We start from the raw sequence: 26558 nt of genomic DNA on the forward strand, positions 1-26558 counted from the left end.
CCAGAAGGAAGGTTTGTCCGCTATCGTGCACGCATCGCCTTTCGGGGGAACCGGGGCCTTTTGGGGAACCGGGGATCGCGACACCGCCTGCGCGACCTTTCGGCGTACCCTAGGCGGGAACGCCGCGCGGGCCAACCCATGCACGGGTAGGGGGGCGTTTTGTCATGACCGCCCGCTTGCGCCTCTGCCCAGGGCTCTGTTCGCATTGCAGGCTTGCATTGATCGAGGTCCGTGCGATGGTTGCGTTCATATACGACAGGGGGATTTTTCCGGATGCGACAGACACTTCTCGCGGGCGCCGCCACGGCGCTGGTGCTGCTTCCCATGGGCGCGGTGGAGGCCGCGCCATCGACGCAGAGCACGCCCGCACAGATCGACATCATCCTCGATCAGGGTCTCAGCCATAGCCAGGCGATGCTCGATGCAGGGCAACTGATCGATGTGATCGGCCCGCGCCTGACGGGCTCGGAGAGCCTTGCCAGGGCGCAGGACTGGGCGATGGCGCGCTTCAGCCAGTATGGCCTCAGCAACGTACACAAGGAAAGCTATCCGTTCGGCACTGCGTGGAATCTCGATAGCTGGCATGCCCGGATGTTGACGCCGCGCGGGCTCGACATGCGCTCGATCCCGGTGGCGTGGTCGCCCTCCACCGATGGTACGCTGCGCGCGCAGGTGGTGCTGGCGCCGATCACGAAGAAAGACCAGTTCGCAGACTGGAAGGGCAAGCTGGCGGGCAAGATCGTGCTTGTCTCGCTCCCCGGTACCGGCAGCGAGCCGGACAAGCCCGCGTTCCGCCGCTACGATGCAGCCGACATCGCCAAGCGTGACAGCTACGATCTGCCGTCCGACGATCAGGAGCCCTTCGCTGAATTCGCCGAACGCGTGCATTTTGCGCATGATCTATCGGAGTTTCTCAAGACCGAAGGCGCCGTGGCCATGGTGCGGATCAGTTCGCGCGATGGCGGGCTTGTGCATGGCGAGGGCTATAATTTCGTACCGGGACAGGGTCTTGCGCTGCCGTTCATGGAGTTGGGCGCGGAAGACTATCGCCGCCTTGCCCGCCTGACGATGATCGGCACCGCGCCCGAGATCGAACTGGCCATCGCCGCGCACGGTTCTGCCGGGATGACCGATGCCGCCAACGTGATCGCGGACATTCCGGGCCGTGATCCGAAAGCCGGATACGTGATGGCAGGCGGCCACTTCGACAGCTGGATCGCGGGTGACGGTGCCACCGACAACGGTTCGGGGAGCATCGTCGTGCTGGAGGCCGCGCGCATCCTCGCCACGATGCCGAAGCCCCGCCGCACCATCCGCTTCGCGCTGTGGACGGGCGAGGAGCAGGGGCTGCTCGGCTCGATCGCCTATATCGAACGACACTTCGCCACCCGCCCGCTTGGCGCCGATGTGCTGGGACTGGACCGTTTCGCGAAATGGACCACCGCCTGGCCGATCACCACGAAGCCCGAATATGGTGAGATGAAGGCCTACTTCAATCTCGACAACGGTTCGGGCAAGATCCGCGGCATCTATGCCGAAGACAACGTGGCTGCCGAGCCGCTGTTGAAGAAATGGCTTGCTCCGTTTGAATCGATGGGGGCTGGCAGTGTCGTGACCGGGCGCACCGGCGGCACCGATCACGAATATATGCAGGCGATCGGTCTGCCGGGCTTCCAGTTCATTCAGGACCCGCTCGACTATGGCAGCCGGGTCCATCACTCGAATCTCGATACCGTCGATCACATGAAGGCCGACGACATGCGGCAGGCCGCCACGATCATGGCCGCAATGCTGTGGCAGGCTGCCAATTCCGACGAAGAGCTGCCGCGCGGCCCCCTGCCAACGCAGCCGAGCAAGGCTGATCCCTTCGCGGTGAAGGATCCGGCGGAGAAGTAAGCGCGGAAACTTTAATTCCGAAGCAACTGGGCGATGGCAGCCCCAAGCTCGCCATCGCCCAGCTCGAGGCTGGCCGGGCCCATCGAGAGTTCGACCGAAAACCGGCCGGTCTCGCCCGGCACGGGTTTGAGATTCGCAAACAGCCAGATGCCGGTCTCGCCCGCCACCCGGTCACGCGCGGTGAGCAGGTCTTCGCGCTCACCGTCCAGATGCAGGTGGAACATGCTCGTGTGCGGCGGGTCGGGCAGCACATGGGCGCGGGGGTGGGCGCCGAACAGCGCGGCGACCTCGCGGGCGCGCTCGATCAGGCGCGGCATGCGATCGAGGCAGGCGGAAAGCCGCATCCGGGCCGAGACGATGTTGGCCATGGCCGAATGCAGCGTGCCGCCCTGTCGGCGCTGCCACACGGCCGCCTCGTCGATGAAGTCCTTCGGGCCGAGCAGCATGGCGCCCGCCAGCGCGCCGACGTCCTTGTAGAACGAGACGTAGACCGAATCGAACAGCGCGGCGATCTCGGCAAGGCTGCGGCCATAGGCGGGAGCGGCCTGCCACACCCGCGCGCCGTCGAGGTGCAGCCGGATGCCGCGCGCGCGGCACAAGCGGCTGAGCGTGGTCAGTTCGTCCCATGACGGCAGCTGGCCGCCGATCTCGCGCGCGGGCAGTTCGATCAGCAGGCTGGCGAGCCCCGTGTCGTGTGCCGCGCCGCCGGGCTCGATCAGCGCGAGCAGGTCGGCGGGTGTCGTCGGGCGGTGTGCCTCGCCCAGCAGGTGGGCGTGAAGCCCATGAAGTTCGCGGTAGCCGCCTTCCTCGTGCAGTTCGAGGTGCGAGGTGGGGTGAAAGGCGGTGGCCCTGTTGCCCGCGCGGTCGCTCCAGATGCGCAGCGCGATCGGCTGGGCCATGCAGCCCGACGGCATGAAGCGCGCGGCAGGCAGGCCGAACAGCGCGGCGACTTCGGCCTCGAAGTCCTCCACCATTGCGCCGGTCCCGTAGTTGTCGGGTTCCAGTCCGGGGGCGAACCCGGCGTCGGTGTGATGGGGGCCGTTTTCGCGCAGCCAGCCCGCGATGGCCTCGAAATGCTCGGCGGGACGGATAGGGCCAGCCCCGGCGAGGTGGCGGCAGGTCAGGCGCAGCCGGGCGCGTTCGGCGGTCAGGGCATCGGTATCGGTCATGCCCGGCTTCATGCGGCGGCGCTGGAATGCCTGCAAGCCCCTCCCTCTCGCCACTGCTGGGCAGACGGATGGGCTTGCCGCGCCTTTAGAGTTGATCGATCCTAGAGCGGGTTGCCGTTCTCGTCGCGGTAGATATCGCGGCGGCCGACGTGGTTGGCGGGGCCGACGAAGCCGTCGTTCTCCATGCGCTCCACCCACTTGGCGGCGGTGTTGTAGCCCACGCCCATCTGGCGTTGGAGCCACGAGACCGAGACTTTCTGGTTCTCGAACACCAGATGGCACACCTGCCGGTACTTGCGCTCTTCCGGCTGGTCCGAAGCCGTGGCGTCGAGGTCGTCGAAGCCGAAGCTGCCTTCCTCGGGCTCTTCGGTGACGGCATCGATGTAGTCTGGCTTGCCCTGCGTGCGCCAGTAATCGGCGACATGTTCGACTTCCTCGTCCGAAACGAACGGACCGTGGACGCGCTTCACCGGGTCGGAGCTGGGCTTGTAGAGCATGTCGCCCTTGCCCAACAGCTGCTCGGCGCCCTGTTCGCCCAGGATCGTGCGGCTGTCGATGCGGCTGGTGACGGCGAAAGAGATGCGCGTCGGCAGGTTGGCCTTGATGACGCCGGTGATGACGTCGACCGACGGGCGCTGTGTCGCCATGATGAGGTGGATGCCTGCCGCGCGGCTCTTTTGCGCAAGCCGCTGGATCAGCACTTCGATTTCCTTGCCGACCGTGACCATGAGGTCCGCCAGCTCGTCGACGATCAGGACGATCTGCGGCAGCACTTCGTAGTCGAACTGGTTCTCTTCGTAGAGCGGCTCGCCGGTTTCCTGATCGAAGCCGGTCTGCACGCGGCGGCCCAGCGGCTCGCCCTTGGCGGCGGCCTTGCGCACCTTGTCATTGAAGCCCGAAAGGTTGCGCACCGAAATCTCGCTCATCTGGCGATAGCGGCGCTCCATTTCCTCGACCGCCCACTTGAGCGCGCGCACCGCCTTGGGCGGCTCGGTGACGACGGGCGAGAGCAGGTGCGGAATATCGTCGTAGCTCTTGAGTTCGAGCACCTTGGGATCGACGAGGATCAGGCGGCACTGCGCGGGCGTCAGGCGATAGAGCAGCGAGAGCAGGATCGCGTTGAGACCCACCGACTTACCCGAACCGGTCGTACCGGCGACGAGCAGGTGGGGCATCGTCGCGAGGTCGGCGACGATCGGCTCGCCCGCGATATCCTTGCCCAGGATGATCGGCAGCAGGCCCTTGTGCGCGGCGAAGGCTTCCGAGGCGACCATCTCCTTGAACGAGACCATCTGGCGATTGGCGTTGGGCAGTTCGATACCCATCACCGTGCGTCCCGGAATCGAGGAGACGCGGGCCGAGATCGCGCTCATGTTGCGGGCGATATCGTCGGCGAGGCCGATGACGCGGCTGGCCTTGATGCCGGGCGCGGGTTCCAGCTCGTACATGGTGACGACCGGGCCGGTGCGCACGGCGGTGATCTCGCCCTTCACGTTGAAGTCGTCGAGCACGGTTTCGAGCAGACGCGCGTTGCTCTCCAGGCTCGACTTGTCGATCTTGGGCTGCGAGTTGGGCGGCGGATCGGCGAGCAGTTCCAGGCTGGGCAGCTCGTACTTGTCGAACATGTCCTTCTGGCGCGCGCCAAGGGCCAGCTGCGCGGGCGCGGGCGAGGCCTTGGGATCGCTGATCTCGGGCGCGCGGCGGGGCTTGTCCGGCGCGGAAGCGAGGTTCGCTTCGGGACGGGCCTTGGCCTTGGCGCGGGGAGCGGCGTCCTCGTCGTCGGTTGCGTTTTCCTTGGCGCCGCGCGCGAAGGGCAGGTCGGAAGCCGAGGGCAGCGCGTCGGTGACGCGGCCGATCTTGCCGGGCAGCGTCAGCAGACGCGCCCAGTCGAACGCGAAGACCCGGCCGACCAGCGCCACGCCGATCGAGGCGCAGGCGAGCGCGAGCACCAGCTTGATCCAGCCCGCCACGCCATCGGGGGCAAGGCCCGCCAGCGCGTCGATCCCGTGCGCGCCGAGCAGGCCGGCAAGGCCGCCCCACGAGGCGGGCAGGGTGCTGCCGGGCTGGGTGAACAACAGCGAGAGCACCGTGCAGATCAGTGCGATGCCGATTGCCAGCACCAGCACCGGGCGCCACCAGCGCTGGTTGCTATGCTCGATCTCCTGATCGTCTTCCTCGACCAGCAGCCACAGCTTGCGCGCGAAGACGTAGAGCAGCGGAAGGAACAGCGCGGAAACCGGCCCGAAGAAGAACAGCGCGCGCTCGGCGATCCAGGCGCCGGGCGTCCCCATCCAGTTCTGCACCGCGCCGCTGGCGGCGGCGGTGGAGGCGGACGGGTCGGTCTGGTGATAGCTCACCAGCGCCAGCGCGAGGTAGACCATCACCGCGAACAGCGCGATCGCGCCGCTCAGTTCGGTGGCGCGCCGCAGCGACCGGCGCAGGACGGCACGCCAGTCCGGCTTGGTCGCCCTTCGGCCGCTGCCCATGGGTCGTGTCGCCATTACAAAAATACCTTCCGAAATCTGCCCCGATTATGCCCGCCGGGGGGACTCGGCGTCAAGAATGGACCGTGAACATCGCTGTGGGCGGGAGATTTGGTTAAGCCCGTGCGGCGCTTGAGCATTGCCAAGGCGTGATGCGTCAGCATCTCAGCGCCTTGATTATAAGTGCCCATCGATGGCGGCCCATGCGTGCGGGGCCAGCGTAGTAGCGCGATGCTTTGTCATGCCGCCCAGCGCGATTACGGGAAGTCCGGCGCGCGCGGCCAGCAGGCGAAAGCGCAAGGGGCCGAGCGAAGGCGCGCCGGGGTGGGAGTCCGTCGCGAAGACCGGTGAGAGCAGCACTGCAACGGCGCGGGATCGCCGGGCTTGCGCCAGTTCGCGCAGCGAATGCGCGGTGACGAGGCGCAGGCCTGCCGCGCCGCGCGTGAGGCGTTCCGGCGCGCCATAGGCGCCGTCGGCGTGGTGGCGGCGCGCTTCGGCCATGGTTCCGGCGAACACCGCGCAGTGGCCGAAGCGGCGTGCGATGCGCTGCAGCCTGCGCCAGCGCGCCAGCCGTTCCTCGGGCGAAAGGTGGTAGTGGCGGAACACGAAGCCCGATCCGCGCGGCAGGCGGGCAAGCACGCGCTCCAGCCGCGCATCGTTGCGGGCGTCGCTGATGAGCCACATCGCGGGGCATTTGAAGGGCCTTGCGGCAAGAGGCGGGTGGCGGTTCGGCACGCAGGCGCTATAGCACCTGCCCATGGATCGAGAAGACATGACGACGCCCGCCACTCGCCCGCTCACCGCTCTGGAAGACATCCGCGCCCGCATCGCGCAGGCTGCCCGCATTGCCGGTCGCCCGGAAGACGCGGTCGAGCTGATCGCGATTTCCAAGACCCACCCCGCCGAGCTGATCGCGCCGCTGATCGCGCAGGGCCAGCGGGTGTTCGGCGAGAACCGCGTGCAGGAAGCGCAGGCGAAATGGCCCGCCCTGCGTGAGGCGCATGAGGGCATCGCGCTGCATCTCGTCGGCCAGCTTCAGTCGAACAAGGCCGAAGATGCGGTTGCGCTGTTCGACGGCATTCATTCGCTTGACCGGCCCTCGCTGGTCGAAGCGCTGGGCAAGGCGATGGACAAGGCGGGGCGCCGGGTGCCGTGCTTCGTGCAGGTGAACATCGGCGCCGAAGAGCAGAAGGGCGGCTGTGCGATTGCCGATGTGCCCGCGCTGCTGGGCGCCGCCCGCACCGCAGATGTGCCGGTGTCGGGCCTGATGTGCGTGCCGCCTGCCGACATCGAGGCGGCGCCGTTCTTCGCGCTGCTCGCCAAGATCGCGGTCGACAACGGCGTCTCGCAGCTGTCGATGGGCATGAGCGGCGATTTCGAGGTCGCGGTGATGCTGGGCGCGACGCATGTGCGCGTGGGCAGCGCGCTGTTCGGCGCGCGCGGATAGCACCTGACGGAGGGCGCCTGATGGCGGAGCGCAGCGAAAAGCAGAAGATGCTGGCGGGCGAGCCCTATCGCGCCTCCTGCCCGGAAATCGTCGCCGACCAGCGCGCCGCCGCCGAATGGATGATGCGCTACAACGGCCTTGTCGATGCGGACGAGCGTTTCGCGATGCTGCGCGAGCGCTTCGCCAGCGTGGGCGAGGGCGCGACGATCCGCCCGCCGTTCCACTGCGACTACGGCTTCAACATCGCACTGGGCGCGGGCGTGTTCCTGAACTTCAACTGCGTGATTCTCGACGTGGTGGCCGTCACCATCGGCGAGGGCACGCAGATCGGCAGCGGCGTGCAGATTCTCACCGCCGACCATCCGCGCGATCCGGTGGAGCGCGCCAGCGGCCTCGAATGGGGGCGTCCCGTGGTGATCGGACGCAACGTGTGGATCGGCGCGGGCGCCATCGTGCTGCCCGGCGTGACCATCGGCGACGATGCTCTTGTCGGCGCGGGCGCGGTGGTGACGCGCAACGTGGCGCCGGGCACGACCGTCGTCGGCAATCCTGCCCGTCCGCCTTACTCGTCGGTGGTGAGCGGCAAGTGTCAGGCTCCGCGATGACCGGCAAAGGTTTTGCATACCGTCTCCGCGCTCGTCTGACGGCGCTGGGCGAGCGCTATTTCGCGCCGATGCACTGGCGCGAGGGGCTGCTGGCGCTGCCCGCGCTGCCGCTGATCTTTCTGGGCGGCGTGGCGCTGGGCAACCCGGTGGGCGGGGCGATGGCGGCGGGTTCCGCCTTCAGCGTCGGCTTCGGTTCGGCGCACGATCTGTTCGGACGACGCTGGGCGGCGATGCTGGCCGCGCTCGCAGGAATGATGGCGGCGAGTTTTGCAGGCACGCTGCTGGGCGGGATCGCGCCGGTCTATGTGCCGATGACGGCGCTTCTGGCGGTGATCGTCGCCTGGCTGGCACTGCGCGATACCCAGCAATGGTGGGTAGCCTTGCAGGTCGCCATCGTGTTCCTGATCGCCGGGCACTTCCATGGGCCATTGCACAATGCGCTGTTCCGCACCGAGATGGTGCTGGTGGGCGGTGGCATTCAGGCGGCGATGGTGATGGCGCTGGCGTGGCTGTTTCCGCGCGCGGCGCATGCCTATGCCGGTGGCCCCGGTGAGCACGACGCCGACCCGCGCCTGATCCGCGCCCACATGTTGCGCGCCGCGCTCTGCGTGGTGGCGAGCCTGCTGGCAGGCGACGCGCTGGGCCTCGTCAATGGCTACTGGGCGCCGATGACCGCACTGTTGGTATTGAAGCCTCGCCTGCACGAAACCCGCACGCGCGGGCTGGAGCGGCTCGGCGGGACGTTCGTCGGCGCGGGTCTCGCCTCGGTGCTGTCGATCGCCTGCCGCAACGATACCTGGGTGCTGGTGACGGGCATGGCCATCGCTTCGTGGTGCGCGTTCTCGCTGCAGAAGGCGCACTATGCCGGGCTGTCCACCGCGATCACCGCCAGTGCAGTGCTGCTGGTCTCGCTGGGAGGGCTCGCCACGCCCGAGATCAACGCTGTCCATCGCCTGATCGCGACGATGCTGGGCGGCGGGATCGCGCTTGGCGTGGCGGCGCTGTTCCCGCACAGCCCGCTTCGGCCCTGGCGGCAGGCCGACGATACGCCGATGGGGTGAGGGAAAGCGGGAACGCCCGGTCCTGAGCGCTCCCGCCTATTCGGATTACTCCGCCGTATCCAGCTCGTTGCCGGTCAGCGTGACGACATGCAGCAGGTTGGTCGAGCCCGGCACGCCGAAGGGCACGCCGGCCAGCGTCACCAGCTTGGTGCCCGCCGCGCCGAAGCCATGGCGCAGCGCCATGCGCTTGCCCTTGGCGATCATCTCCTCGAAGCTGCCGATATCGCGGGTGGCAACGGCATGCGTGCCCCACAGCAGCGCGACGCGGCGCGCGGTGTCCATCGACGGGGTGAGCACCAGCATCGGTACCGAGGGACGCTCGCGCGCGACGCGGCGGGCCGAGATGCCCGAGCCGGTGAACACCACGATGCCCTCGATCGGCAGGGCATTGGCGATGCTGGCGCAGGCTTCGGCCAGCGCGTCCGCCGTGGTGGCATCGGGTGGTGTCTGCGTCAGGTGGATGCGCTGGCGATAGGTCTCGTCGGCCTCGGCCTTGGCGGCGATGCGGTCCATGATCGTGACCGCCTCGACCGGCCACTGCCCCGCCGCCGTCTCGGCCGAGAGCATCACCACGTCGGCGCCGTCATAGACCGCGTTGGCGACGTCGGAGACTTCGGCGCGGGTGGGCGAGGGGCTGGTGATCATCGATTCCAGCATCTGCGTTGCCACCACCACCGGCTTGCCGCTGGCGCGGGTGCGGGCGACGATGTGCTTCTGGATCGGCGGCACTTCCTCGGGCAGCAGCTCGACACCCAGATCGCCGCGCGCCACCATGATGCCGTCCGACAGTTCGATGATCGCATCGAGATTGCCGACCGCGGCGGGCTTCTCGATCTTGGCCATCAGTGCGCCGTGATTGCCCATCAGGCTGCGCGCCTCGGCAACGTCCTCGGCGCGCTGGACGAACGACAGGCCGATCCAGTCCGCCTTCTGCTCCACCGCGAAGGCGAGGTCGCGGCGGTCCTTCTCGGTCAGCGCGGGCACCGGCACGATGGCGTCGGGGATGTTCACGCCCTTGCGGTCGGAGATCGGCCCGCCGACTTCGGCGCTGCACAGGATCGAGTCCGGTTCTGCGCGAATGACGACGAGGCGCAGCTTGCCGTCGTCGATCAGCAGGCGCTGGCCCTTCTGGAGGATGCCGAACAGCTCGGGATGCGGCAGGCAGACGCGGTTGTCGTCGCCCGGCTCGGGATTGTTGTCGAGCGTGAAGTGCGCGGAATGGCGGATGAACGCCTTGCCGTCCTTGAACGTGCCGACGCGCAGCTTTGGCCCTTGCAGGTCGCACAGCACCGCGACCGGGCGGCCCACGTCCTTCTCGACGGCGCGGATGTTGGCGATCGTCTCGCGGTGGGTTTCGTGGTCGCCGTGGCTCATGTTGACGCGGAAGGCGTCGGCACCTGCGCGCAGCAGCTTCTCGATGGTCGCCTTGTCCCGGCTGGCAGGGCCGAGCGTGGCGAGAATTTTTACCTTGCGCTGGCGCGTGATCCCCCGGTGGTGCGGCGAGCGGCGATAGGTCTGAATGGCCACGGTGGTTCTTTCCTCTTTGCGTAGTCCCCGCGCGATATGGCAAAGCCTGCCCGACAAACCAAGGACGAACCGCCCACGATGACCGAAAACCGGACCGACCCGCTCGATACTCTCGACGATGCAACCGCCGCTGCCGCCTTCCGCCATCTGGTGCGCCATCTGCGCCACCGGCACGATGCGCAGAACATCGACCTGATGGGGCTTGCCGGGTTCTGCCGCAATTGCCTGGCCGACTGGATTCGCGAAGGCGGCTACGAAGGTGACAAGGTCGCCGCGCGCGAAGTGATCCACGGCATGAGCGCCGAGGAATGGAAGACGAAGCACCAGACCCCCGCGACGCCCGAGCAGCTCGCCCGGATGGAAGAGAGCCTGAAGAAGAACGGGTGAGGGGGCAGGGGGGGGTTTGTGTGAGAACACCCGCTGAATGCTGCCATCGTTTTCTAAATCTTCGTCATTCCCGCGTAGGCGGGAATCCAGCTTCGCTCTCTCGGTTTTGTCGAACGCTGCGTTGAATACGCCGACTGGATCCCCGCTTCCGCGGGGATGACGAAACGAGGGTGGGGAAGTCTGGATCTTGCCATTAGGCCAGGCAGAGAAAGCGTGTGGGTTTTGCCCCATTGCGGGCACGCAGATAAACAGGCAGCATCGCTGTATGACTTGGAAGCGCATTGCTTTTGCCATGATTTCAGGAGCGATCGCTCTTCCACTTGGCTACCTTGTGAGCGAAAGCGCCTTGACGCGATGGTATATGTATACCGAGCCCCATGGTGATGGGCAGGTTGGTTTATCAATCGTCTTTGGCAGTATGTTCAATGCGTTAATCTGTACAGTAGTGGTGGTGGGAATTATTCTGTTCCAAGGCCGTCGACGTCGATAACGGATAGTCTGCTCCCCACCCAAAGTCGCCCAGTATTCCACACCTCACAAGGCTCCGCCCCTCACGCCTCCACCAGCAGGCGTTCGTCGAAGGCGGCGCGGGCCTGGTCCACCTCGGCCATGTTCTCCATGGTCCAGCGATAGAGCGCCTTGAAGGGCGCCTGCAACGAGCGGCCAAGCGCGGTGATTTCGTACTCCACCGCGACCGGCGAGCCGGGGATGACCCGGCGATGGAGCAGCCCGTTGCGCTCCATCCGGCGCAGGCACAGGGTCAGTGATTTCTGCGTCAGTCCCTCGATCTGGCGGCGGATCGCGTTGAAGCGCATCGGTCCCTTGTCGAGCACGGTCAGCACCATCATTGACCACTTGTCGCTGATCTGGTCGAACAGCAGGCGGCTGGGGCAGTCCACGGTAAAGTGTATGCAATCGGGTTTGAGAGCGACGGACACGGGAGCGGTTTCCTTGGGTATACCTGGGTTATTCAAGGTGCGTTCTTGAACCCAGGTATCCATGATATACCTAACAGGCTTTCCCGGCAACGGAGCCAAGCCTCTCTCATGACCCAGACTTCCCCCGACGTCCTGTTTCGCCCGTTCTCGCTCGGCGCGCTGGAACTGCCCAACCGTATCGTCATGGCGCCGATGACCCGCGCACAGGCCGCAGACGGGATCGTCGGGCCTGCGCAGGCGGACTACTATCGCCGCCGCGCCGAGGGCGGTGTCGGCCTGATCCTGTCCGAAGGCACCGTGATCGACCGTCCCTCCTCGCGCAACGAGCCGGGCATCCCCTTCATCCACGGCGAGGCCGCGCTGGCGGGCTGGAAGCAGGTGATCGAGGCGGTCCACGGTGCAGGCGGCCGCATGGGCCCGCAGATCTGGCACACCGGCGCCACCAAGGGCATGAGCGGCTGGGAGCCCGAGAACCCGGTTGAAAGCCCCTCGGGCCTCAACGCGCCCGACCAGCCGCGCGGGGTGGCGATGAGCGAGGAAGACATCGCCGATGCCGTCGCCGCCTTTGCCTCTGCCGCAGCGGATGCCAGGAAGGTGGGCTTCGACGTAGTCGAACTGCACGGCGCGCACGGCTATCTGATCGACCAGTTCTTCTGGGCGGGCACCAACCAGCGCGAGGACCGCTATGGCGGCGCGACCATCGGCGAGCGTTCGCGCTTCGCCGCCGAAGTGATCGCCGCAGTGCGCGCCGCCGTCGGCCCGGACTTCCCGCTGATCATTCGCCTCAGCCAGTGGAAGCAGCAGGACTATGCCGCGCGCCTCGCCAATACGCCTGCCGAGATGGAAGCCTGGCTGACGCCGCTGGTCGAGGCGGGCGCGAATGTGCTGCACTGCTCGCAGCGCCGCTTCTGGCTGCCCGAGTTTCCCGAGATCGACGGCGAGCAGGGCCTGAACTTCGCAGGCTGGGCCAAGAAGCTGACGGGCGCGACCACCATCAGCGTCGGCTCGGTCGGTCTCTCGGGTGATTTCATGGCGGCCTTCGGCGGCGAAGCCTCGCAGGCGACCGGGCTGGACCAGCTGGTCGAGCGCATGGAGCGCGACGAGTTCGACCTCATCGCGGTGGGCCGTGCGCTGATCTCGGATGCGCAGTGGGTGGCGAAGGTACGCGACGGCCAGACCGATACGCTCAAGGGCTTCGAAGCCTCGGCGCTGGCTGAACTGGTGTAAGAAGGCGGCGGAGCGCGGCCGATCGGGGCGCGCTCCGTCCACCCCGTTCCCGTTTTCCCCCATCAACGCACCGATAGCGCTTTGCCCGAATCCGTGAGGGGCGCTATCAGCCCGGCCAACTGATTCTCACAGAACCTTGACCGGAGCACCAAACCCGATGGCCGAAAACACCGACGATCGTCTGCGCCTGCTGATCGAGCGCGTCGAGCGCCTTGAAGAAGAGAAGAAGGGTATCTCGGACGATATCCGCGACGTCTACAACGAGGCGAAGGCCGTGGGTTACGACGTCAAGATCATGCGCCAGATCGTGCGTATCCGTAAGCTCAAGCCCGACGACCGTCGCGAGATGGAAATGATTCTCGACACCTACAAGGCCGCGCTCGGCATCGAGTAAGGCCAAAGCCCGTGCGGCGCTTGAGCCTTTCCAAGGCGTGATGCGTCAGCATCTCAGCGCCTTGGCATAAGGCCTTGGATCAACGGGAAGGAAGGGCGGCCCTGCATGGCCGCCCTTTTTGATTCATCCGCCGATGATCTGCGCCACAAGGATCACCGATCCGTTGGCGAGAATATGCTGGAGCATCGAGGCGGGAAGTCCCAGTCGCTGGCGGGTGAAGCCCAGCATGATCCCGGCCCACAGTTGCGGCAGCACCAGCACGGCAGTCAGCGGTTTCGGGGCCGCGTAGTTCATCAGGTGCGCGCCTGCGAACAGCAGCGCGACGATCCAGTAGATCGCCGGAAACGCAGCCGCGAAGCCCGCGACCGGCGCCGACTTGCGCCGCAGGACCAGCCAGCCGACAAGCGCGGCCACCACGCACAGCAGCAGCACGCCCGCCGCCGCCAGCGGGGCAAGCCCGTGCGTCGAACCGTAAAGTGCAGCGCCGCCGACGATGGCGCACAGCAGCAGCCACAGCGCGCGCGGTCGCCCGGTTTGCCAGCCGCGAAACAGCATTTCCTCGATCACCGGCGCGATCAGCAGGGTGATCGGCAGCAGCCAGCCGGCGGAAATCTTGTCGAAGGCATCCGGCGCGTCGAGCCCCAGTCCCTTCTGCGCCCCGATGGACAGCGGCAGCAGCACCAGCAGCAGTACGGCCAGATGCAGCGCCAGCAGCGGGGCGAACGCGCGCCAGCCTGCGGCAGAGCGCAGCCCTTCGGGCGTCAGCAGGCGCGGACGGCGCAGGAACGCGGCGAGTTCGCGCAAGGGGGAGAGGAAAGGGCGGCGGGGGTCAGCCTCGGTCTCGGTCATGCAAGCGGCGTAGCCTTGCCAGCCTTGCCAATTCGTTGTCTTTTCCTGTGTGGAAGGGAATTTCGCACCATGTCCGCTCCTGCCGCGCCGACAATCCGCAACGCCACCGCGCAGGATGCTGCCGCCTGCGCGGCGATCTATGTCCCCTTCGTCACCGACACTTGCGTCAGCTTCGAACTGGAGGCGCCGGACGCCGAGGAAATGGCGCGGCGAATCGCGCGCTATGGTGGCTCCCACGGCTGGCTGGTCGCCGAGCGGGGTGGGGAAGTACTGGGCTATGCCTATGGCTCGCCGCACCGGGACCGGGCGGCCTATGTCTCTTCGTGCGACGTGGGTATCTATGTCGATCCGGTGGCGGCGCGGCAGGGGGTAGGGCGGGCGCTCTATGGCGCGCTGTTGCCCATGCTGGCCGCGCAGGGACGCCACGCCGCCTTCGCCGGGATCGCCTTGCCCAATGCCGCCAGCATCGCCCTGCACGAGGCCATGGGATTTTCGCCGCTGGGCATCTATCGCGAAGTCGGCTGGAAGCTGGGCGCGTGGCACGATGTCGGCTGGTGGCAGCGTCTGTTGTAGAAAGGGCTGCTCCGGCGCCCCTGTTCTCCAGCCGTTTCGCGCGAAGGTTGCCCTGCGGGGTTCGGCTGTTGTAAGGGCGCCCTCAACTTTACATGGACACAGCGCCCGCCGTCTTTCCTGGCCGGGCCAGAATGATGGGCAGACCAATGGCAGGCCATTCCAAATTCAAGAACATCATGCATCGCAAGGGTGCGCAGGACAAGAAGCGCTCGGCGCAGTTCTCCAAGCTCAGCCGCGAAATCACCGTGGCTGCCAAGATGGGCATGCCCGATCCGGACATGAACCCGCGCCTGCGCGCCGCCGTCAACGCCGCCAAGGCGCTGTCGATGCCCAAGGACAACATCCAGCGCGCGATCGACAAGGCTTCGAAGGGCGATGCCGAGAACTACGAGGAAGTGCGCTACGAGGGCTACGGCCCGGCCGGTATCGCCATCATCGTCGAGGCGCTGACCGACAACCGCAACCGCACCGCCACCAACGTGCGCACCGCCTTTGCCAAGAACGGCGGCAACCTTGGCGCCTCGGGCGCGGTTGCGCACGGGTTCGAGCGTCTCGGCCTGATCGAGTACCCCGGCAGCGTGGGTGACGAGGACAAGGTTCTCGAAGCCGCGATCGAGGCCGGTGCCGAAGACGTGCAGAGCGACATGGGCGACGGTGACGAGAATCCCGGCAGCCACCAGATCTGGGTCTCGGTCGATGCGCTCCACGAAGTCGCGCGCGAGCTGGAAAAGACGCTCGGCGAGGCCGAGGGCGTGAAGCTGGCATGGAAGCCGAACATCACTGTCGATGTCGACGCCGACACCGTCAGCACGCTGATGAAGCTGGTCGATACGCTGGAAGACGACGACGACGTCCAGACCGTCTGGGGGAACTACGCCATCTCCGACGAAGTCATGGAAACGCTGGGCTGATTTGGCCCATGCCGGGCTGCGAAAGACCCTCGTCTGCGCTTCCGGTGCTCACGTACTGAAGTACGCTGCGCGCCGGTTCTCGACGAGGGCCATTCTCGCTCCGGCCTGACCCAAATCCCCGAGCCATCCGGGCGGGGAAGCTTTAGACATGATCATCATCGGTCTTGATCCGGGTCTGACCTGCACGGGCTGGGGCATTGTCGCCAAGAGCGGCAGCCGCCTCAGCCATGTCGCCAACGGGCAGATCCGCACCGATGCCAAGGCCTGCATGGCCGACCGGCTGGTCGAACTCGACGCCGCGCTGACCGACGTGATCCTCCACCATCGTCCCGATGCGGGCGCGGTGGAGGAGGTCTTCGTCAACGTGAACCCGCAGTCGACGCTCAAGCTGGGGCAGGCGCGCGGCGTGGCGATGCTCTCGATCGCGCGGGCTGGCCTTCCGGTGGCCGAGTACTCCACAAAGGTCATCAAGAAGGCGCTGGTCGGCACCGGCAGCGCCGACAAGAAGCAGATCCAGGCGATGCTGAAAGTCCTGCTCCCCGGCGTGAAGCTGGCGGGCGAGGATGCCTCCGACGCGCTCGCCGTGGCGATCACGCACGCCAATATGCTGGGCAGCCACCGCTAAACCAGCGCGGCGGCACCGACAGGCCATGGGATACAGGGGTGGTAAACCCCGGTATGGCCCTCTTTTCCACTGGCCCCGCAAAACGCTTCCTGCCATAGAACAAACCATGATCGCGAAGCTGACCGGCCTCCTTGACGACACCGGACCCGACTGGGCGGTGATCGATGTCCACGGCGTGGGCTATCTTGTCCATTGTTCCGCCCGCACGCTCGACCATCTGGGCATTCGCGGCGACAAGGTCGTGATCCACACCGAGATGCAGGTGTCAGAGACCGATCAGCGCCTGATCGGCTTCGCCTCGGCGGCGGAGCGTAACTGGTTCCGGCTGTTGACGGCGGTGCAGGGCGTCGGCTCCAAGGTGGCGCTGGCGATCCTTTCGGCGCTCAATACCGAGGAATTGCAGCGCGCCTGCGCGGGAGGCGACGCGGCGATGGTGGCACGCGCCAACGGCGTCGGCCCCAAGCTCGCCAGCCGCATCGTCAACGAACTGAAGGACAAGGCAGGCGGCATGCCCACCGCACCGGGCGCGCCGGGAGCAACCATCGCCGCACCTGCGGGCTCGGCCAGCGCCGATGCCGTCTCCGCGCTCCAGAACCTCGGCTTCAAGCCCAACGTCGCTGCGATGGCCGTCGGCAAGGCGGTGGAGGAACTGGGCGAGCACGCCGGGCTCAATGACCTCGTGCGCGTGGCGCTGAAGCGGGCGGCAGGGTGATGGGGAATCAATCAGATGTTGGGCTCTGTAATGCTGCGTTGCGGGAAGCAGATGCTTTAGATGATTTAAGAAAAGGAATTTTGGAGCAGCATTCCCATTCCTACAAGTGGATCACAGCATCTTTGCTCGCGATAAACGGTGGTGCGGCTCTCGCAATTCTCGGGAAAGATAATCTAAATCCGTTGTTCAGATTATATTCTGGAGCGGCTTTTTCTGGCGGAATTTTATTGGCGTTGCTTGTGGCTGTGGTGTCTCAAAAGATAACTATCAGAATGATCCCTCCCCTTCAGAAGCAAATTGGGTATTGGGTTGGCGTGGCATCTGACGGTCAGCGTTCGGAGCAATTTGAATCGAGTTTAGCGCGCGAGTTGAAGAATTCGGCGCGTTTCACTTGGATCGTGCCCGCGATTGGATGGTGCTCTGCATTTTTGTTTGTCGTCGGGTTGCTGACTACCTCGTTAGCAATTTCAAAACAGATTGTACGGGGGGCTAGTGATAAAGATGCTCGCGTCAGTGCCGTTTGTGATCAGCCCCATGACCGATAACCCCATCCTTTCCCCCAATCGCCAGACCGAGGACGCCGATGCGGCGCTGCGGCCCAAGTCTCTCGAGGAGTTCGTCGGGCAGATCGCGGCCAAGGACAATCTGCGCGTCTTCATCGAGAGCGCGAAGTCCCGGCGCGAGGCGATGGACCATACGCTGTTCTTCGGGCCGCCGGGCCTCGGCAAGACCACGCTGGCGCAGATCATCGCGCGCGAACTGGGCGTGGGCTTTCGCGCCACCTCCGGTCCAGTCATCGCCAAAGCGGGCGACCTTGCTGCGCTGCTGACCAATCTGGAGCAGGGCGACGTCCTGTTCATCGACGAGATCCACCGCCTCAATCCGGTGGTCGAGGAAGTGCTCTATCCGGCGATGGAAGACCGCGCGCTCGATCTCATCATCGGCGAGGGGCCGTCGGCACGCTCGGTGCGGATCGATCTGCCGCCCTTCACGCTGGTCGGCGCGACGACGCGGCAGGGCCTGTTGCAGACGCCGCTGCGCGACCGTTTCGGCATTCCTGTACGCCTGCAGTTCTACACCGTCGAGGAACTGGAGAAGGTCGTCGCGCGCGGCGCCGGGCTGCTTGGCATCGGTATCGACCGGGGCGGCGCCACCGAAATCGCACGCCGCGCGCGCGGAACGCCGCGCGTGGCGGGGCGCCTGCTGCGCCGGGTGCGCGACTTTGCGCATGTGGCGGGTTCGGACCTCGTCACCCGCGCCATCGCCGACGATGCACTGACCCGTCTGGAGATCGATTCGATCGGTCTCGATTCGCAGGATCACCGCTATCTCCGGATGATCGCGGAGATCTACAAGGGCGGCCCGGTCGGTGTCGAGACGCTTGCGGCAGGCCTGTCCGAGCCGCGCGACACCATCGAGGAAGTGATCGAGCCTTACCTGATCCAGCTCGGCATGGTGGCGCGCACCGCGCGCGGACGCTGCCTCAACGATCGCGGCTGGACCCACCTGGGCATGACGCCGCCGATCCCCCCCGGCATGGCGGGGCCACAAGGTGGATTGTTCGAGGGCGAGGACTAACACCCCGAAATTACGCGCCTCGCGAATCACGTCCGATGTCGGCTGGGTGGGCGAAAGTCTGCCGACTTTGTTCACTGGAGCACGCAAGCGCGCGCAATTCCGTCCCAAATCAGTACAAGGGACTGGCGAAATCGCTCGTTAACCAATATTCGTCCCGCTATCGGGCAATTTCAGGCGAAACAGCGTTGCCCGGTTAACGCCTTCCTGCGTTGTCTCTGGCATAGAGAAGCAGGGCACGGCGTCTTGGCGGCGTTGTGCAGGGGTTTCGCGCAAGGGTCCGGGAAGGCCTTTGCCATGGGAAGAAGAAAGCAAGATCATGTCGGTACGCATGGCTCTGGCCAAACTGTCTGCATGTGCCGCCGGATGTGCGATCATCGGCGGTGGTGCAGTGCATGTTGCTGAAACGCAGTCCGCGGGGGAACTGCAGTACAGCAAGCACAAGCAGGCCAAGGTTGCGGCAGTCCAGAAGCCGCGCCCGCGTATCGCCCAGCGCCAGATCCCCAAGCGCCCGCCGCTCAAGCGTGAGCGCGAGATCGTCAAGCCGCCCGCACCGCAGATGGCGATGATCCCGCTGCCCCCGCCCTATATCCCGCCCGCCGCCCCGGTGAGCGCGGGCGGTGGTCCTGCTGCGCCTGTGGGCTGCAACTGCGGCGGTGGCAGCTTCGGTGGTTTCGGCGGCGGCTTTTTCGGCGGTTTCTTCGGTGGCAGCAGCGGCGGCGGTGGCGGCAACGTCATCATCAGCTCGACCACCACCGGATCGACGTCCGGCTCCAGCTCGACCTCGGGTTCCAGCTCCAGCTCCAGTTCGAGCGGCGGGGAAGGCACCACGACGACGACCACGACGACCACGACTTCGGGGAACGTATCGAGCACGTCCTCGACTTCGGGCAACGTGACCAGCACGTCTTCGACTTCGGGGAACGTGTCGAGCACGACGAGCACGTCTGGTAACGTATCGAGCACGACCTCGACGACTTCGGGCAACATCAGCAGCACCACGTCAACCACGTCGGGCAACGTGACCAGCACGACTTCGGGGAACATCACCAGCACCTCGGGCAACATCACGAGCACGTCGGGCAACATCACCAGCTCGACGACCACCTCGGGGAATATCTCGACGACCTCGGGCGATTTCAGTTCGAGCACGACCTCGTCGAGCAGCTCCAGCTCGTCGTCGTCGTCCTCGTCCAGTTCCAGCTCGTCTTCGTCGAGTTCGTCGTCGGGCGGGCATGACGGGCATCACCCGCACGATCCGCATGACGTGCCTGCGCCGCCGATGCTGATCCTGTTCGGCGCGGCCGCCGCAGCGGTGGTCGCACGCGGGCGCTTCGCAAAGCGCAAGCAGCAGGCCTGATACGGAGAAGGCGGGACCGCACATGGTCCCGCCTTTTGCTTGTGCCAGCGTGCCGCGCGGCGCGGTGAGGCGCGGGGCTTACCGATACTTGTCGGCGTTGATCTCGCGCCAGCGGTCGAGCCGATACCACTTGGTCAGGACGTGCTTCACGCCGCGGATCACCGGGGTTCCGGCGTGGATGGTGCGATCGTTCGGCTTCCCGTCGCGCCCCATGTTGTTCCAGATCACCAGCGTGCCGGGCACCGGCGGGAGGGCGACGCCAAGCTTGGTGAACTCGGTCTCGCCGCCTTCTTCGGGGGTGTTGAGGAACAGCATCGCGGTCCAGCTGCGCTGGCCGCCGCGCGGGGCTTCCTGCTGCCAGTAGGCCTGTCCCTGATGGAAATAGTCGTGATGCGGCTTGTACTGCTGCCCCACCTGATAGCGCTGGCCCTGGATCATCTCCGAATGGGCATCGTCGATCCCCATCAGTTCGGAAATGCGCGCTTCGATCCCCGCCGTCTGCTTGTCGCGCATCGAGAAGTAGTGGGTGAAGCTGGTGCGGAAGCCGTCGGGCTGGGGGCCTTTGAACAAGGTGGAAGGCGTCGCCTCCTTGTCGATCGCGCGTACCAGCTTGCGGCATAGCGCCGCGTCGGCAAAGCCGGGGAGGGTGAACAGATCCGCGCCTGCACATATGACCCGCTCGACGCCGGGCGTGCTCTCCAGCCGCGCCATGACCGTGCGCCCGACTTCGGCCAGCCGCTCGGGATCGGCGAACCGGGCGGTATCGTCGGTCATCGTGCGCGCCAGCCGGTGAAGCGGCCCGGACTTGTCGGACTGGAGCAGGGCGGAAAGGAACGGCAGCTTGGGCATCGGACAGGACTATAGCGGCTGGGCCGCGTTTGTCGCGGGGGTGTGTGTTTCCGAGTGTCGTCATCCCCGCGCAGGCGGGGATCCAGTTGCGCGCCACATGTAACAAGCCGCTACGACCGGGCCGACCGTGGTCCACTCTGGATTCCCGCCTGCGCGGGGATGACGAAGACGGGGCTGTCGCGCGTGGCCTTCGACAGGCTCAGGCTGAGCGGTTGTCGGGGGAGGGGCAGGGTGCCAGCCTGCTCTTCCCACGAAAAAGCCCCGCCCGGCGTGTGCCGGACGGGGCTTTTTTCTGTTTCGGACCTTAGCGGTCGAAGCGGATCAGGCCGCCAGCTTGCGCAGCACGTACTGCAGGATGCCGCCGTTCATGAAGTACTCGACTTCGTTGGCGGTATCGATGCGGCACAGCGCGGTGAAGGTGAAGGTCGAGCCGTCCTTGCGGGTGACTTCGACTTCCACGTCCTGGCGCGGCTTGAGGCTGGCAACGCCCTTGATCGTGAACGAATCGTCGCCGGTCAGGCCAAGCGACTGGCGGGTGTCACCGTCCTTGAACTGGAGCGGGAGCACGCCCATGCCGACCAGGTTCGAGCGGTGGATACGCTCGAAGCTCTCGACGATGACGACGCGCACGCCCAGCAGGTTGGTGCCCTTGGCAGCCCAGTCACGCGACGAGCCGGTGCCGTATTCCTTGCCGGCCACGACGACCAGCGGCGTGCCGTCGGCAGCGTGCTTCATCGCGGCATCGTACACGGCCATGGTCTCGCCGTTATACGACGAGAAGCCGCCTTCGGTGCCCGGAACCATCTCGTTCTTGATGCGGATGTTGGCGAAGGTGCCGCGCACCATGACATCGTGGTGGCCACGGCGCGAACCGTAGGAGTTGAAGTCCGCCTTGGCGACTTGACGCTCCATCAGCCACTTGCCCGCCGGGCTGTCGGCCTTGATCGAGCCGGCCGGCGAGATGTGGTCGGTGGTGACCGAGTCGGCCAGGATCAGCAGCGGCTTGGCGCCGATGATGTCCGAAACCGGTGCCGGGGTCATCTCCATGCCCTCGAAGTAGGGCGGGTTGGCGACGTAGGTCGACGCGGCCTTCCACGAGTAGGTTTCCGAACCGGTGACGTTGATCGCCTGCCAGTGCTCGTCACCCTTGTAGACGTCGGCGTAACGGGCCTGGAACATGGCGCGGTCGACGCAGGCGTTCATCGTCTCGTTGACTTCGAGGTTGGTCGGCCAGATGTCCTTGAGGAACACGTCCACGCCGTCCTTGCTCACGCCGATCGGGGTGGTGGTGAAGTCTTCCACCACGGTGCCCTTCAGGGCGTAGGCGACGACCAGCGGCGGCGAGGCCAGGAAGTTGGCGCGCACGTCCGGCGAGACGCGGCCTTCGAAGTTGCGGTTGCCCGAGATGACCGCCGAGGCGACGAGGCCGTTCTCGTTGATCGCCTTGCTGATCGGCTCTGCGAGCGGACCCGAGTTGCCGATGCAGGTGGTGCAGCCGTAACCGACGAGGTTGAAGCCGATGTTGTCGAGGTGCGACTGCAGACCGGCCTTGTTCAGGTAGTCGGTGACGACCTGCGAACCCGGTGCGAGCGAGGTCTTGACCCAGGGCTTGGGCTTGAGGCCCAGCTCGTCCGCCTTCTTGGCGACGAGACCTGCTGCCACCAGAACCGAGGGGTTCGAGGTATTGGTGCAGCTGGTGATGGCCGCGATCATCACGTCACCGTCGGTGATCGAGAAGTCCTTGCCTTCGACCTGCACGGTCTTGGGCGCCTGCTTGTAGGTCTCGGCCATGTCCTTGTTGAACACGTCGTCGACGTCGGTGAGGATCACCTTGTCCTGCGGGCGCTTGGGGCCTGCGAGGGTGGGGACGACGGTCGACAGGTCGAGTTCCAGCGTCGAGGTGAACACCGGATCGGCTGCGCCCGGCTCCATCCAGAAGCCCTGCTCCTTGGCATAGGCTTCGACGAGCGCGATCTGGTCTTCCTCGCGGCCGGTGAGGCGCAGGTAGTCCAGGGTCTTGTCGTCGATGCCGAAGAAGCCGCAGGTGGCGCCGTATTCGGGGGCCATGTTGGCGAGCGTCGCACGGTCGGCGAGGGTCAGCGAGGCGAGGCCCGGACCGAAGTATTCGACGAAGCGACCGACCACGCCGTGCTTGCGCAGCATGGCGGTGCAGGTGAGCACGAGGTCGGTGGCGGTGACGCCTTCCTTCAGCTCGCCCACGAACTTGAAGCCGACGACTTCGGGGATCAGCATCGAGACCGGCTGGCCGAGCATCGCGGCTTCCGCCTCGATGCCGCCGACGCCCCAGCCCAGCACGCCCAGGCCGTTGACCATGGTGGTGTGGCTGTCGGTGCCGACGCAGGTGTCGGGATAGGCGACCAGTTCACCGTTCTGGTCCTTGTCGGTCCATACGGTCTGGGCGATGTTTTCCAGGTTCACCTGATGGCAGATGCCGGTGCCCGGGGGAACGGCGTAGAAGTTCGAGAGCGACTTGGAGCCCCACTTGAGGAAGTCGTAGCGCTCCATGTTGCGCTGGTACTCGATCTCCATGTTCTCTTCGAACGCCTTGGGGTGTCCGAATTCGTCGACCATGACCGAGTGGTCGATGACGAGGTTCACGGGAACCTGCGGGTTGATCTTGCTGGTGTCGCCGCCGAGCGCCTTGATGCCGTCGCGCATCGCGGCAAGGTCGACCACGCAGGGAACGCCGGTGAAGTCCTGCAGAAGAACGCGGGCCGGGCGATACTGGATCTCGTCACCGGTGGTGGGGTTCTTCTGCCAGTCGGCGACGGCCTGAATGTGCTCGACTGCGACGGTGAAGCCGCCATCCTCGAAGCGGAGCAGGTTCTCAAGCAGCACCTTCATCGAGAAGGGAAGCCGCGAGACGTCGCCGATCTTTTCGGCAGCCTTCTTGAAGGAGTAGTAGGCGATCTGCTTGCCGCCGACTGTCATGGTGCTGCGGGTGCCGAGCGTATCCTGTCCGACCTGGGTCATGGTGGGCTTTTTTCCCTTCTTGATTATGCCTGCCGCGACAGTTCTCGAAATCGGGGCCCGGAAACCCCGGTTCCGTGCTGCACTGCGACAGGCGGATTCGTCGCCCCGCCGATGCGCGCTCCGGGGCCTCAGGTCAAGGGGGGCGCGTCGGGTGCAGAAGCGGGCGCGACCCCATCGTGGGACGGCTTGCCCCATGTGCCCACCCAGCAGCCCAGTACGATCAGCACGGTTCCCGCGATCGTGAGGCTGTCCACCCGCTCATCGAACATCAGCCAGCCGAGCAGCGCGGCCCACAGGAAGGCGGTATATTCGATGGGCACCAGAACCTGCGCTTCGGCACGGGCATAGCCCCATGACAAAAGCATCAGCGCGACGGTTGCCAGAGTTGCTGCGGCGAGGATTTCCGCCCACGTTCCGCTCTGCGGCATGGTCCAGAGAAATGGCGAGAAAACAAGGAAAATCAGGGCTACGCCAAGGTTCTGGAACAGCGCGACTTCCACCGGGCCCGCCACCAGCGCCTGCTTGCGCTGGACGGCCAGATTGGCGGCATAAAAAGTTGCAGACAGAAGTATTGCGATCACGCCTTTCAGGCTCTCGACATCGGCATGGCCGGTGCCGAGGCGGCCCGAGGCGATCACGACCACGCCGAGGATTCCGAGCAATGAGGCCCAGATCGCGCGGGGGCGAATGCGCTCTCCCAGCATTGCGGCGGCAAAATAAAGTGCAAGGATAGGTGAGATAAATGAAATCGCCATGCCCTCGGCCATCGGCAGTCGGACGAGGCCGTAGAAGAACAGCCCGGCCATCGCGGATGTGAGAATGGCGCGGAAGGCGTGGACGCGCAGCAGCACGGATAGCGTGGGCATGGGGCGCCCGGCGGCCAGCCACAAAGGCAGGGTCAGCAATGTTCCCAGTATGTTACGGCCCAGAAGCGCGCTGTAGACACCTACCGCCAGCGAGGCGCTCTTGATCGCGGCGTCCATGCCGCTGAACGTCGCGATACCGGCGATCACGGCCAGAACCGCCGCCAGAGTGTGCGGCTGCGGGGCATGGAGGCGGGGGGCAGAGACAGTCATCGTTCCTGCGCATTGTCGGGGAGCGGCGGCGGCTGCAAGCGATTCCCGCGCTCGCTGCAGGCGATTCCCTGGCCCGCTGCAAGCGATTCATCGCAAGGTCAGGACGAATGCTTGAAGATCACCGGCAAACGGGGCTAAGTCGGCGGCAACGGCGTCTTTTTACCGTGCGCCAAGGCTCTTGGCGGAGCGTATCTGGCGGGGGCGGGAACGCACCGCCATCCGGGGCATTTTGACCCCATAACATTTGGGCAGGTTTCTTCGATAATGGCAAATTTTGTTCGGGCAGTGCGGTGCGGTTCGCTGATGGCGGGGTCTGTTCTGGCCCGCAAGGTGATTCCCGCGCTGACCGTGACCGGTCTCGTGGCACAGCCGCTGGTGGCCGAGGCCGCGACCCAGCGACAGCCGGCCGACCTCCTGCCCCAGCAGATGTCGTCGCCGGAACCGACCGCGACCGCCACGCCAGCCACGCCCAGGGCGAAGTCGGGCAGCGCGAAAGCCGCTCCGGCTGCGGTGGCGACGCCTGCTCCCATCGAGACCTCGAAGCCCGTGGTCCAGCCGCTTCCGGCACCGGGCACCCCGGAAAGCGCCAACGGCCAGATCGTACCGGTGGTCGAGCCGGTCATGTCGTGGACGGTGGCGGACGCCAAGGCGCTGCTCAAGCTGATCCGCGGGATCGGTTCGGAAGGCCTGATCCCGGCGGATTACCAGCCCGACGCGCTCAACACCGCGATCATGGGCGGGGCCGGCGACGCGCTCGACCAGCAGGCGAGCCGCACCTTCGGCTGGCTGATCGAGGACCTGCGCGACGGGCGCACGCCGATGACCGATCGCGTGCAGTGGTTCGCGGTCGATCCCGATCAGGATACCACGCCGACCGAACAGGTCATGGCGCAGGCGCTGTCCAGCCATGACATCGCCGGGGTGGTGAGCGAACTGGCGCCGACGATCCCCGATTACCAGATCCTCAAGGACGCGCTGGCCGCCACGCCCAAGGCGCAGGTCGCCAAGCGCGCGCTGATTCAGGCGAACATGGACCGCTGGCGTTGGCTCAAGCGCGATCTGGGCGACGTTTACCTCATCACCAACATCCCCGAGTTCCAGCTGCGCCTGACGGTGAAGAACAACATCATCCGCACCTACAAGACGGTGGTGGGCAAGCCGGGGCGCACCGCGACGCCGCAGCTGGCCGAGACGGTGACGGACGTGGTGTTCAACCCGACCTGGACGGTGCCGCAGTCGATTTCGAAGGGCGAAGGGCTTGCCGCCAAGGTCGCCGCCAATCCGACCTGGGCGAAGAACAACGGCTACAAGCTGGTCCAGAACGGCACCGGTCCGGCGTGGGTGGTGCAGCAGCCCGGTCCGAACAACGCGCTGGGCATGATGAAGATCGACATGCCCAACCCGCACGCGATCTATCTGCACGATACGCCCGCCAAGTCCTACTTCAACGCCAAGGTCCGCGCCTTCAGCCACGGCTGCGTGCGTACCGAGCGGGCGGTGGAGCTGGGCATGACGATGGCGATCCTCGGAGCCCAGATGGACCCGGAAAAGGCGGCGGAGATCTCGCGCTCGGGCAAGTACACAAAGGTGAACATGACGCGCACCTTCCCGGTGTATCTGGTCTACTTCACCTATGCCCGCAACATCGACGGCACGCTGACGCAGTTCGACGACCTCTATGGCCGCGACAAGCCGGTGCTCGACAGCTTCAAGGCCCCGCGCGAAGTCCACACCACCCAGCGCGCCAGCGACGAGGCGGTGATCAAGCTGGACAATCCGCTCTGATGTGATGTGCCTCCTGCGGATGCAGGAGGCTTGCGGCACCGGCCCACGCCCCCACCCACCACCCGTTCAGGATACTCTCGTCGGGTGGTGGGTGGGGGCGTGGGCCGGTGCCGTA

At 66.0% G+C, this 26558-nt stretch carries 26 protein-coding genes; 16 read left to right on the top strand and 10 right to left on the bottom strand.

The window, feature by feature from the left end; all coding sequences use genetic code 11:
- Positions 1-273 precede the first annotated feature (273 nt).
- Positions 274-1896: a M20/M25/M40 family metallo-hydrolase gene (locus AC3EC3_RS13745; RefSeq protein WP_488490169.1), complete on the top strand. Its 1623-nt coding sequence runs from the start codon at positions 274-276 to the stop codon at positions 1894-1896.
- Positions 1897-1907: 11 nt separating this feature from the next.
- Here AC3EC3_RS13745 and AC3EC3_RS13750 read toward each other — a convergent pair whose 3' ends face one another.
- The 3 genes from AC3EC3_RS13750 to AC3EC3_RS13760 form a co-directional block, all read right to left on the bottom strand.
- Positions 1908-3065 (bottom strand): threonine aldolase family protein, encoded by a 1158-nt coding sequence (locus AC3EC3_RS13750; protein WP_488490170.1) that lies wholly within the window; start codon positions 3063-3065, stop codon positions 1908-1910.
- 101 nt (positions 3066-3166) lie between these two features.
- Positions 3167-5566, bottom strand: coding sequence for a DNA translocase FtsK (locus AC3EC3_RS13755; protein WP_488490171.1), 2400 nt, complete (start codon positions 5564-5566; stop codon positions 3167-3169).
- Positions 5567-5725: 159 nt separating this feature from the next.
- The gene (locus AC3EC3_RS13760; protein WP_488490172.1) at positions 5726-6232 is read right to left on the bottom strand and encodes a thiamine phosphate synthase; all 507 of its coding nucleotides are present in this window, start codon (positions 6230-6232) and stop codon (positions 5726-5728) included.
- Positions 6233-6320: 88 nt separating this feature from the next.
- Here AC3EC3_RS13760 and AC3EC3_RS13765 point away from each other — a divergent pair, with 88 nt between their 5' ends.
- The 3 genes from AC3EC3_RS13765 to AC3EC3_RS13775 are packed head-to-tail and all read left to right on the top strand — an operon-like array spanning position 6321 to position 8661.
- A complete protein-coding gene (locus AC3EC3_RS13765; protein ID WP_488490173.1) occupies positions 6321-6995 on the top strand; it encodes a YggS family pyridoxal phosphate-dependent enzyme in 675 nt (224 codons plus the stop codon).
- A gap of 20 nt (positions 6996-7015) precedes the next feature.
- Positions 7016-7600 (top strand): sugar O-acetyltransferase, encoded by a 585-nt coding sequence (locus AC3EC3_RS13770; protein WP_488490174.1) that lies wholly within the window; start codon positions 7016-7018, stop codon positions 7598-7600.
- Complete coding sequence (locus AC3EC3_RS13775; protein ID WP_488490175.1) at positions 7597-8661, top strand: FUSC family protein; 1065 nt, start codon at positions 7597-7599, stop codon at positions 8659-8661. Before AC3EC3_RS13770 ends, AC3EC3_RS13775 begins: the two co-directional genes overlap by 4 nt.
- 45 nt (positions 8662-8706) lie before the next feature.
- Here AC3EC3_RS13775 and pyk read toward each other — a convergent pair whose 3' ends face one another.
- The gene (gene pyk / locus AC3EC3_RS13780; protein ID WP_488490176.1) at positions 8707-10188 is read right to left on the bottom strand and encodes a pyruvate kinase; all 1482 of its coding nucleotides are present in this window, start codon (positions 10186-10188) and stop codon (positions 8707-8709) included.
- Positions 10189-10266: 78 nt separating this feature from the next.
- Between pyk and AC3EC3_RS13785 the strand changes: the two genes are divergently transcribed.
- Together AC3EC3_RS13785 and AC3EC3_RS13790 are read left to right on the top strand one after the other, a co-directional pair.
- Positions 10267-10575, top strand: coding sequence for a DUF1244 domain-containing protein (locus AC3EC3_RS13785; RefSeq protein ID WP_488490177.1), 309 nt, complete (start codon positions 10267-10269; stop codon positions 10573-10575).
- Positions 10576-10840: 265 nt separating this feature from the next.
- A complete protein-coding gene (locus AC3EC3_RS13790) occupies positions 10841-11065 on the top strand; it encodes a hypothetical protein (protein WP_488490178.1) in 225 nt (74 codons plus the stop codon).
- A gap of 61 nt (positions 11066-11126) precedes the next feature.
- On the opposite strand, the gene AC3EC3_RS13795 is transcribed toward AC3EC3_RS13790, so the two are convergent.
- Entirely contained in the window at positions 11127-11513 is a 387-nt protein-coding gene (locus tag AC3EC3_RS13795; RefSeq protein ID WP_488490179.1) for a winged helix-turn-helix transcriptional regulator, read from the bottom strand.
- A 108-nt stretch (positions 11514-11621) separates the two neighbouring features.
- Between AC3EC3_RS13795 and AC3EC3_RS13800 the strand changes: the two genes are divergently transcribed.
- Positions 11622-12740 (top strand): NADH:flavin oxidoreductase, encoded by a 1119-nt coding sequence (locus AC3EC3_RS13800; RefSeq protein ID WP_488490180.1) that lies wholly within the window; start codon positions 11622-11624, stop codon positions 12738-12740.
- Between the two features lie 157 nt (positions 12741-12897).
- The gene (locus tag AC3EC3_RS13805; protein WP_260926574.1) at positions 12898-13134 is read left to right on the top strand and encodes a DUF2312 domain-containing protein; all 237 of its coding nucleotides are present in this window, start codon (positions 12898-12900) and stop codon (positions 13132-13134) included.
- Between the two features lie 123 nt (positions 13135-13257).
- On the opposite strand, the gene AC3EC3_RS13810 is transcribed toward AC3EC3_RS13805, so the two are convergent.
- The gene (locus AC3EC3_RS13810; RefSeq protein ID WP_488490181.1) at positions 13258-13983 is read right to left on the bottom strand and encodes a CPBP family glutamic-type intramembrane protease; all 726 of its coding nucleotides are present in this window, start codon (positions 13981-13983) and stop codon (positions 13258-13260) included.
- Positions 13984-14052: 69 nt separating this feature from the next.
- Between AC3EC3_RS13810 and AC3EC3_RS13815 the strand changes: the two genes are divergently transcribed.
- From AC3EC3_RS13815 to ruvB, 6 genes are all read left to right on the top strand, one after another.
- Positions 14053-14556 carry an arsinothricin resistance N-acetyltransferase ArsN1 family B gene (locus AC3EC3_RS13815; RefSeq protein WP_488490182.1) on the top strand — a complete coding sequence of 168 codons (504 nt, stop codon included), beginning with the start codon at positions 14053-14055 and terminating at the stop codon, positions 14554-14556.
- Positions 14557-14702: 146 nt separating this feature from the next.
- The gene (locus tag AC3EC3_RS13820; protein WP_488490259.1) at positions 14703-15467 is read left to right on the top strand and encodes a YebC/PmpR family DNA-binding transcriptional regulator; all 765 of its coding nucleotides are present in this window, start codon (positions 14703-14705) and stop codon (positions 15465-15467) included.
- Between the two features lie 148 nt (positions 15468-15615).
- On the top strand, positions 15616-16092 hold the full coding sequence (gene ruvC / locus AC3EC3_RS13825; RefSeq protein ID WP_488490183.1) for a crossover junction endodeoxyribonuclease RuvC: 477 nt from the start codon (positions 15616-15618) through the stop codon (positions 16090-16092).
- Between the two features lie 106 nt (positions 16093-16198).
- Positions 16199-16804 carry a Holliday junction branch migration protein RuvA gene (gene ruvA, locus AC3EC3_RS13830; RefSeq protein ID WP_488490184.1) on the top strand — a complete coding sequence of 202 codons (606 nt, stop codon included), beginning with the start codon at positions 16199-16201 and terminating at the stop codon, positions 16802-16804.
- A complete protein-coding gene (locus AC3EC3_RS13835; protein WP_488490185.1) occupies positions 16804-17349 on the top strand; it encodes a hypothetical protein in 546 nt (181 codons plus the stop codon). The genes ruvA and AC3EC3_RS13835 overlap by 1 nt, the downstream gene beginning before the upstream one ends.
- Positions 17339-18382, top strand: a complete 1044-nt coding sequence (gene ruvB / locus AC3EC3_RS13840; RefSeq protein ID WP_488490186.1) for a Holliday junction branch migration DNA helicase RuvB — start codon at positions 17339-17341, stop codon at positions 18380-18382. Before AC3EC3_RS13835 ends, ruvB begins: the two co-directional genes overlap by 11 nt.
- Before the next feature lie 138 nt (positions 18383-18520).
- On the opposite strand, the gene AC3EC3_RS13845 is transcribed toward ruvB, so the two are convergent.
- Positions 18521-18712, bottom strand: a complete 192-nt coding sequence (locus AC3EC3_RS13845; RefSeq protein WP_488490187.1) for a hypothetical protein — start codon at positions 18710-18712, stop codon at positions 18521-18523.
- Here AC3EC3_RS13845 and AC3EC3_RS13850 point away from each other — a divergent pair.
- Positions 18711-19739, top strand: a complete 1029-nt coding sequence (locus AC3EC3_RS13850; protein WP_488490188.1) for a PEP-CTERM sorting domain-containing protein — start codon at positions 18711-18713, stop codon at positions 19737-19739. The two genes, AC3EC3_RS13845 and AC3EC3_RS13850, sit on opposite strands and share 2 nt — an antisense overlap.
- A 78-nt stretch (positions 19740-19817) precedes the next feature.
- Here AC3EC3_RS13850 and AC3EC3_RS13855 read toward each other — a convergent pair whose 3' ends face one another.
- The 3 genes from AC3EC3_RS13855 to AC3EC3_RS13865 form a co-directional block, all read right to left on the bottom strand.
- A complete protein-coding gene (locus AC3EC3_RS13855) occupies positions 19818-20588 on the bottom strand; it encodes a prolyl hydroxylase family protein (RefSeq protein ID WP_488490189.1) in 771 nt (256 codons plus the stop codon).
- A 321-nt stretch (positions 20589-20909) separates the two neighbouring features.
- Positions 20910-23582 carry an aconitate hydratase AcnA gene (acnA, locus tag AC3EC3_RS13860; protein WP_488490190.1) on the bottom strand — a complete coding sequence of 891 codons (2673 nt, stop codon included), beginning with the start codon at positions 23580-23582 and terminating at the stop codon, positions 20910-20912.
- A gap of 128 nt (positions 23583-23710) precedes the next feature.
- Positions 23711-24658, bottom strand: a complete 948-nt coding sequence (locus tag AC3EC3_RS13865; RefSeq protein ID WP_488490191.1) for a DMT family transporter — start codon at positions 24656-24658, stop codon at positions 23711-23713.
- Positions 24659-24961: 303 nt separating this feature from the next.
- On the opposite strand from AC3EC3_RS13865, the gene AC3EC3_RS13870 reads away from it, so the two are divergent.
- A complete protein-coding gene (locus AC3EC3_RS13870; protein ID WP_488490260.1) occupies positions 24962-26443 on the top strand; it encodes a L,D-transpeptidase family protein in 1482 nt (493 codons plus the stop codon).
- The last annotated feature ends 115 nt before the right edge of the window (positions 26444-26558 follow it).

It is taken from the genome of Novosphingobium sp. BAM6 (assembly GCF_057784955.1).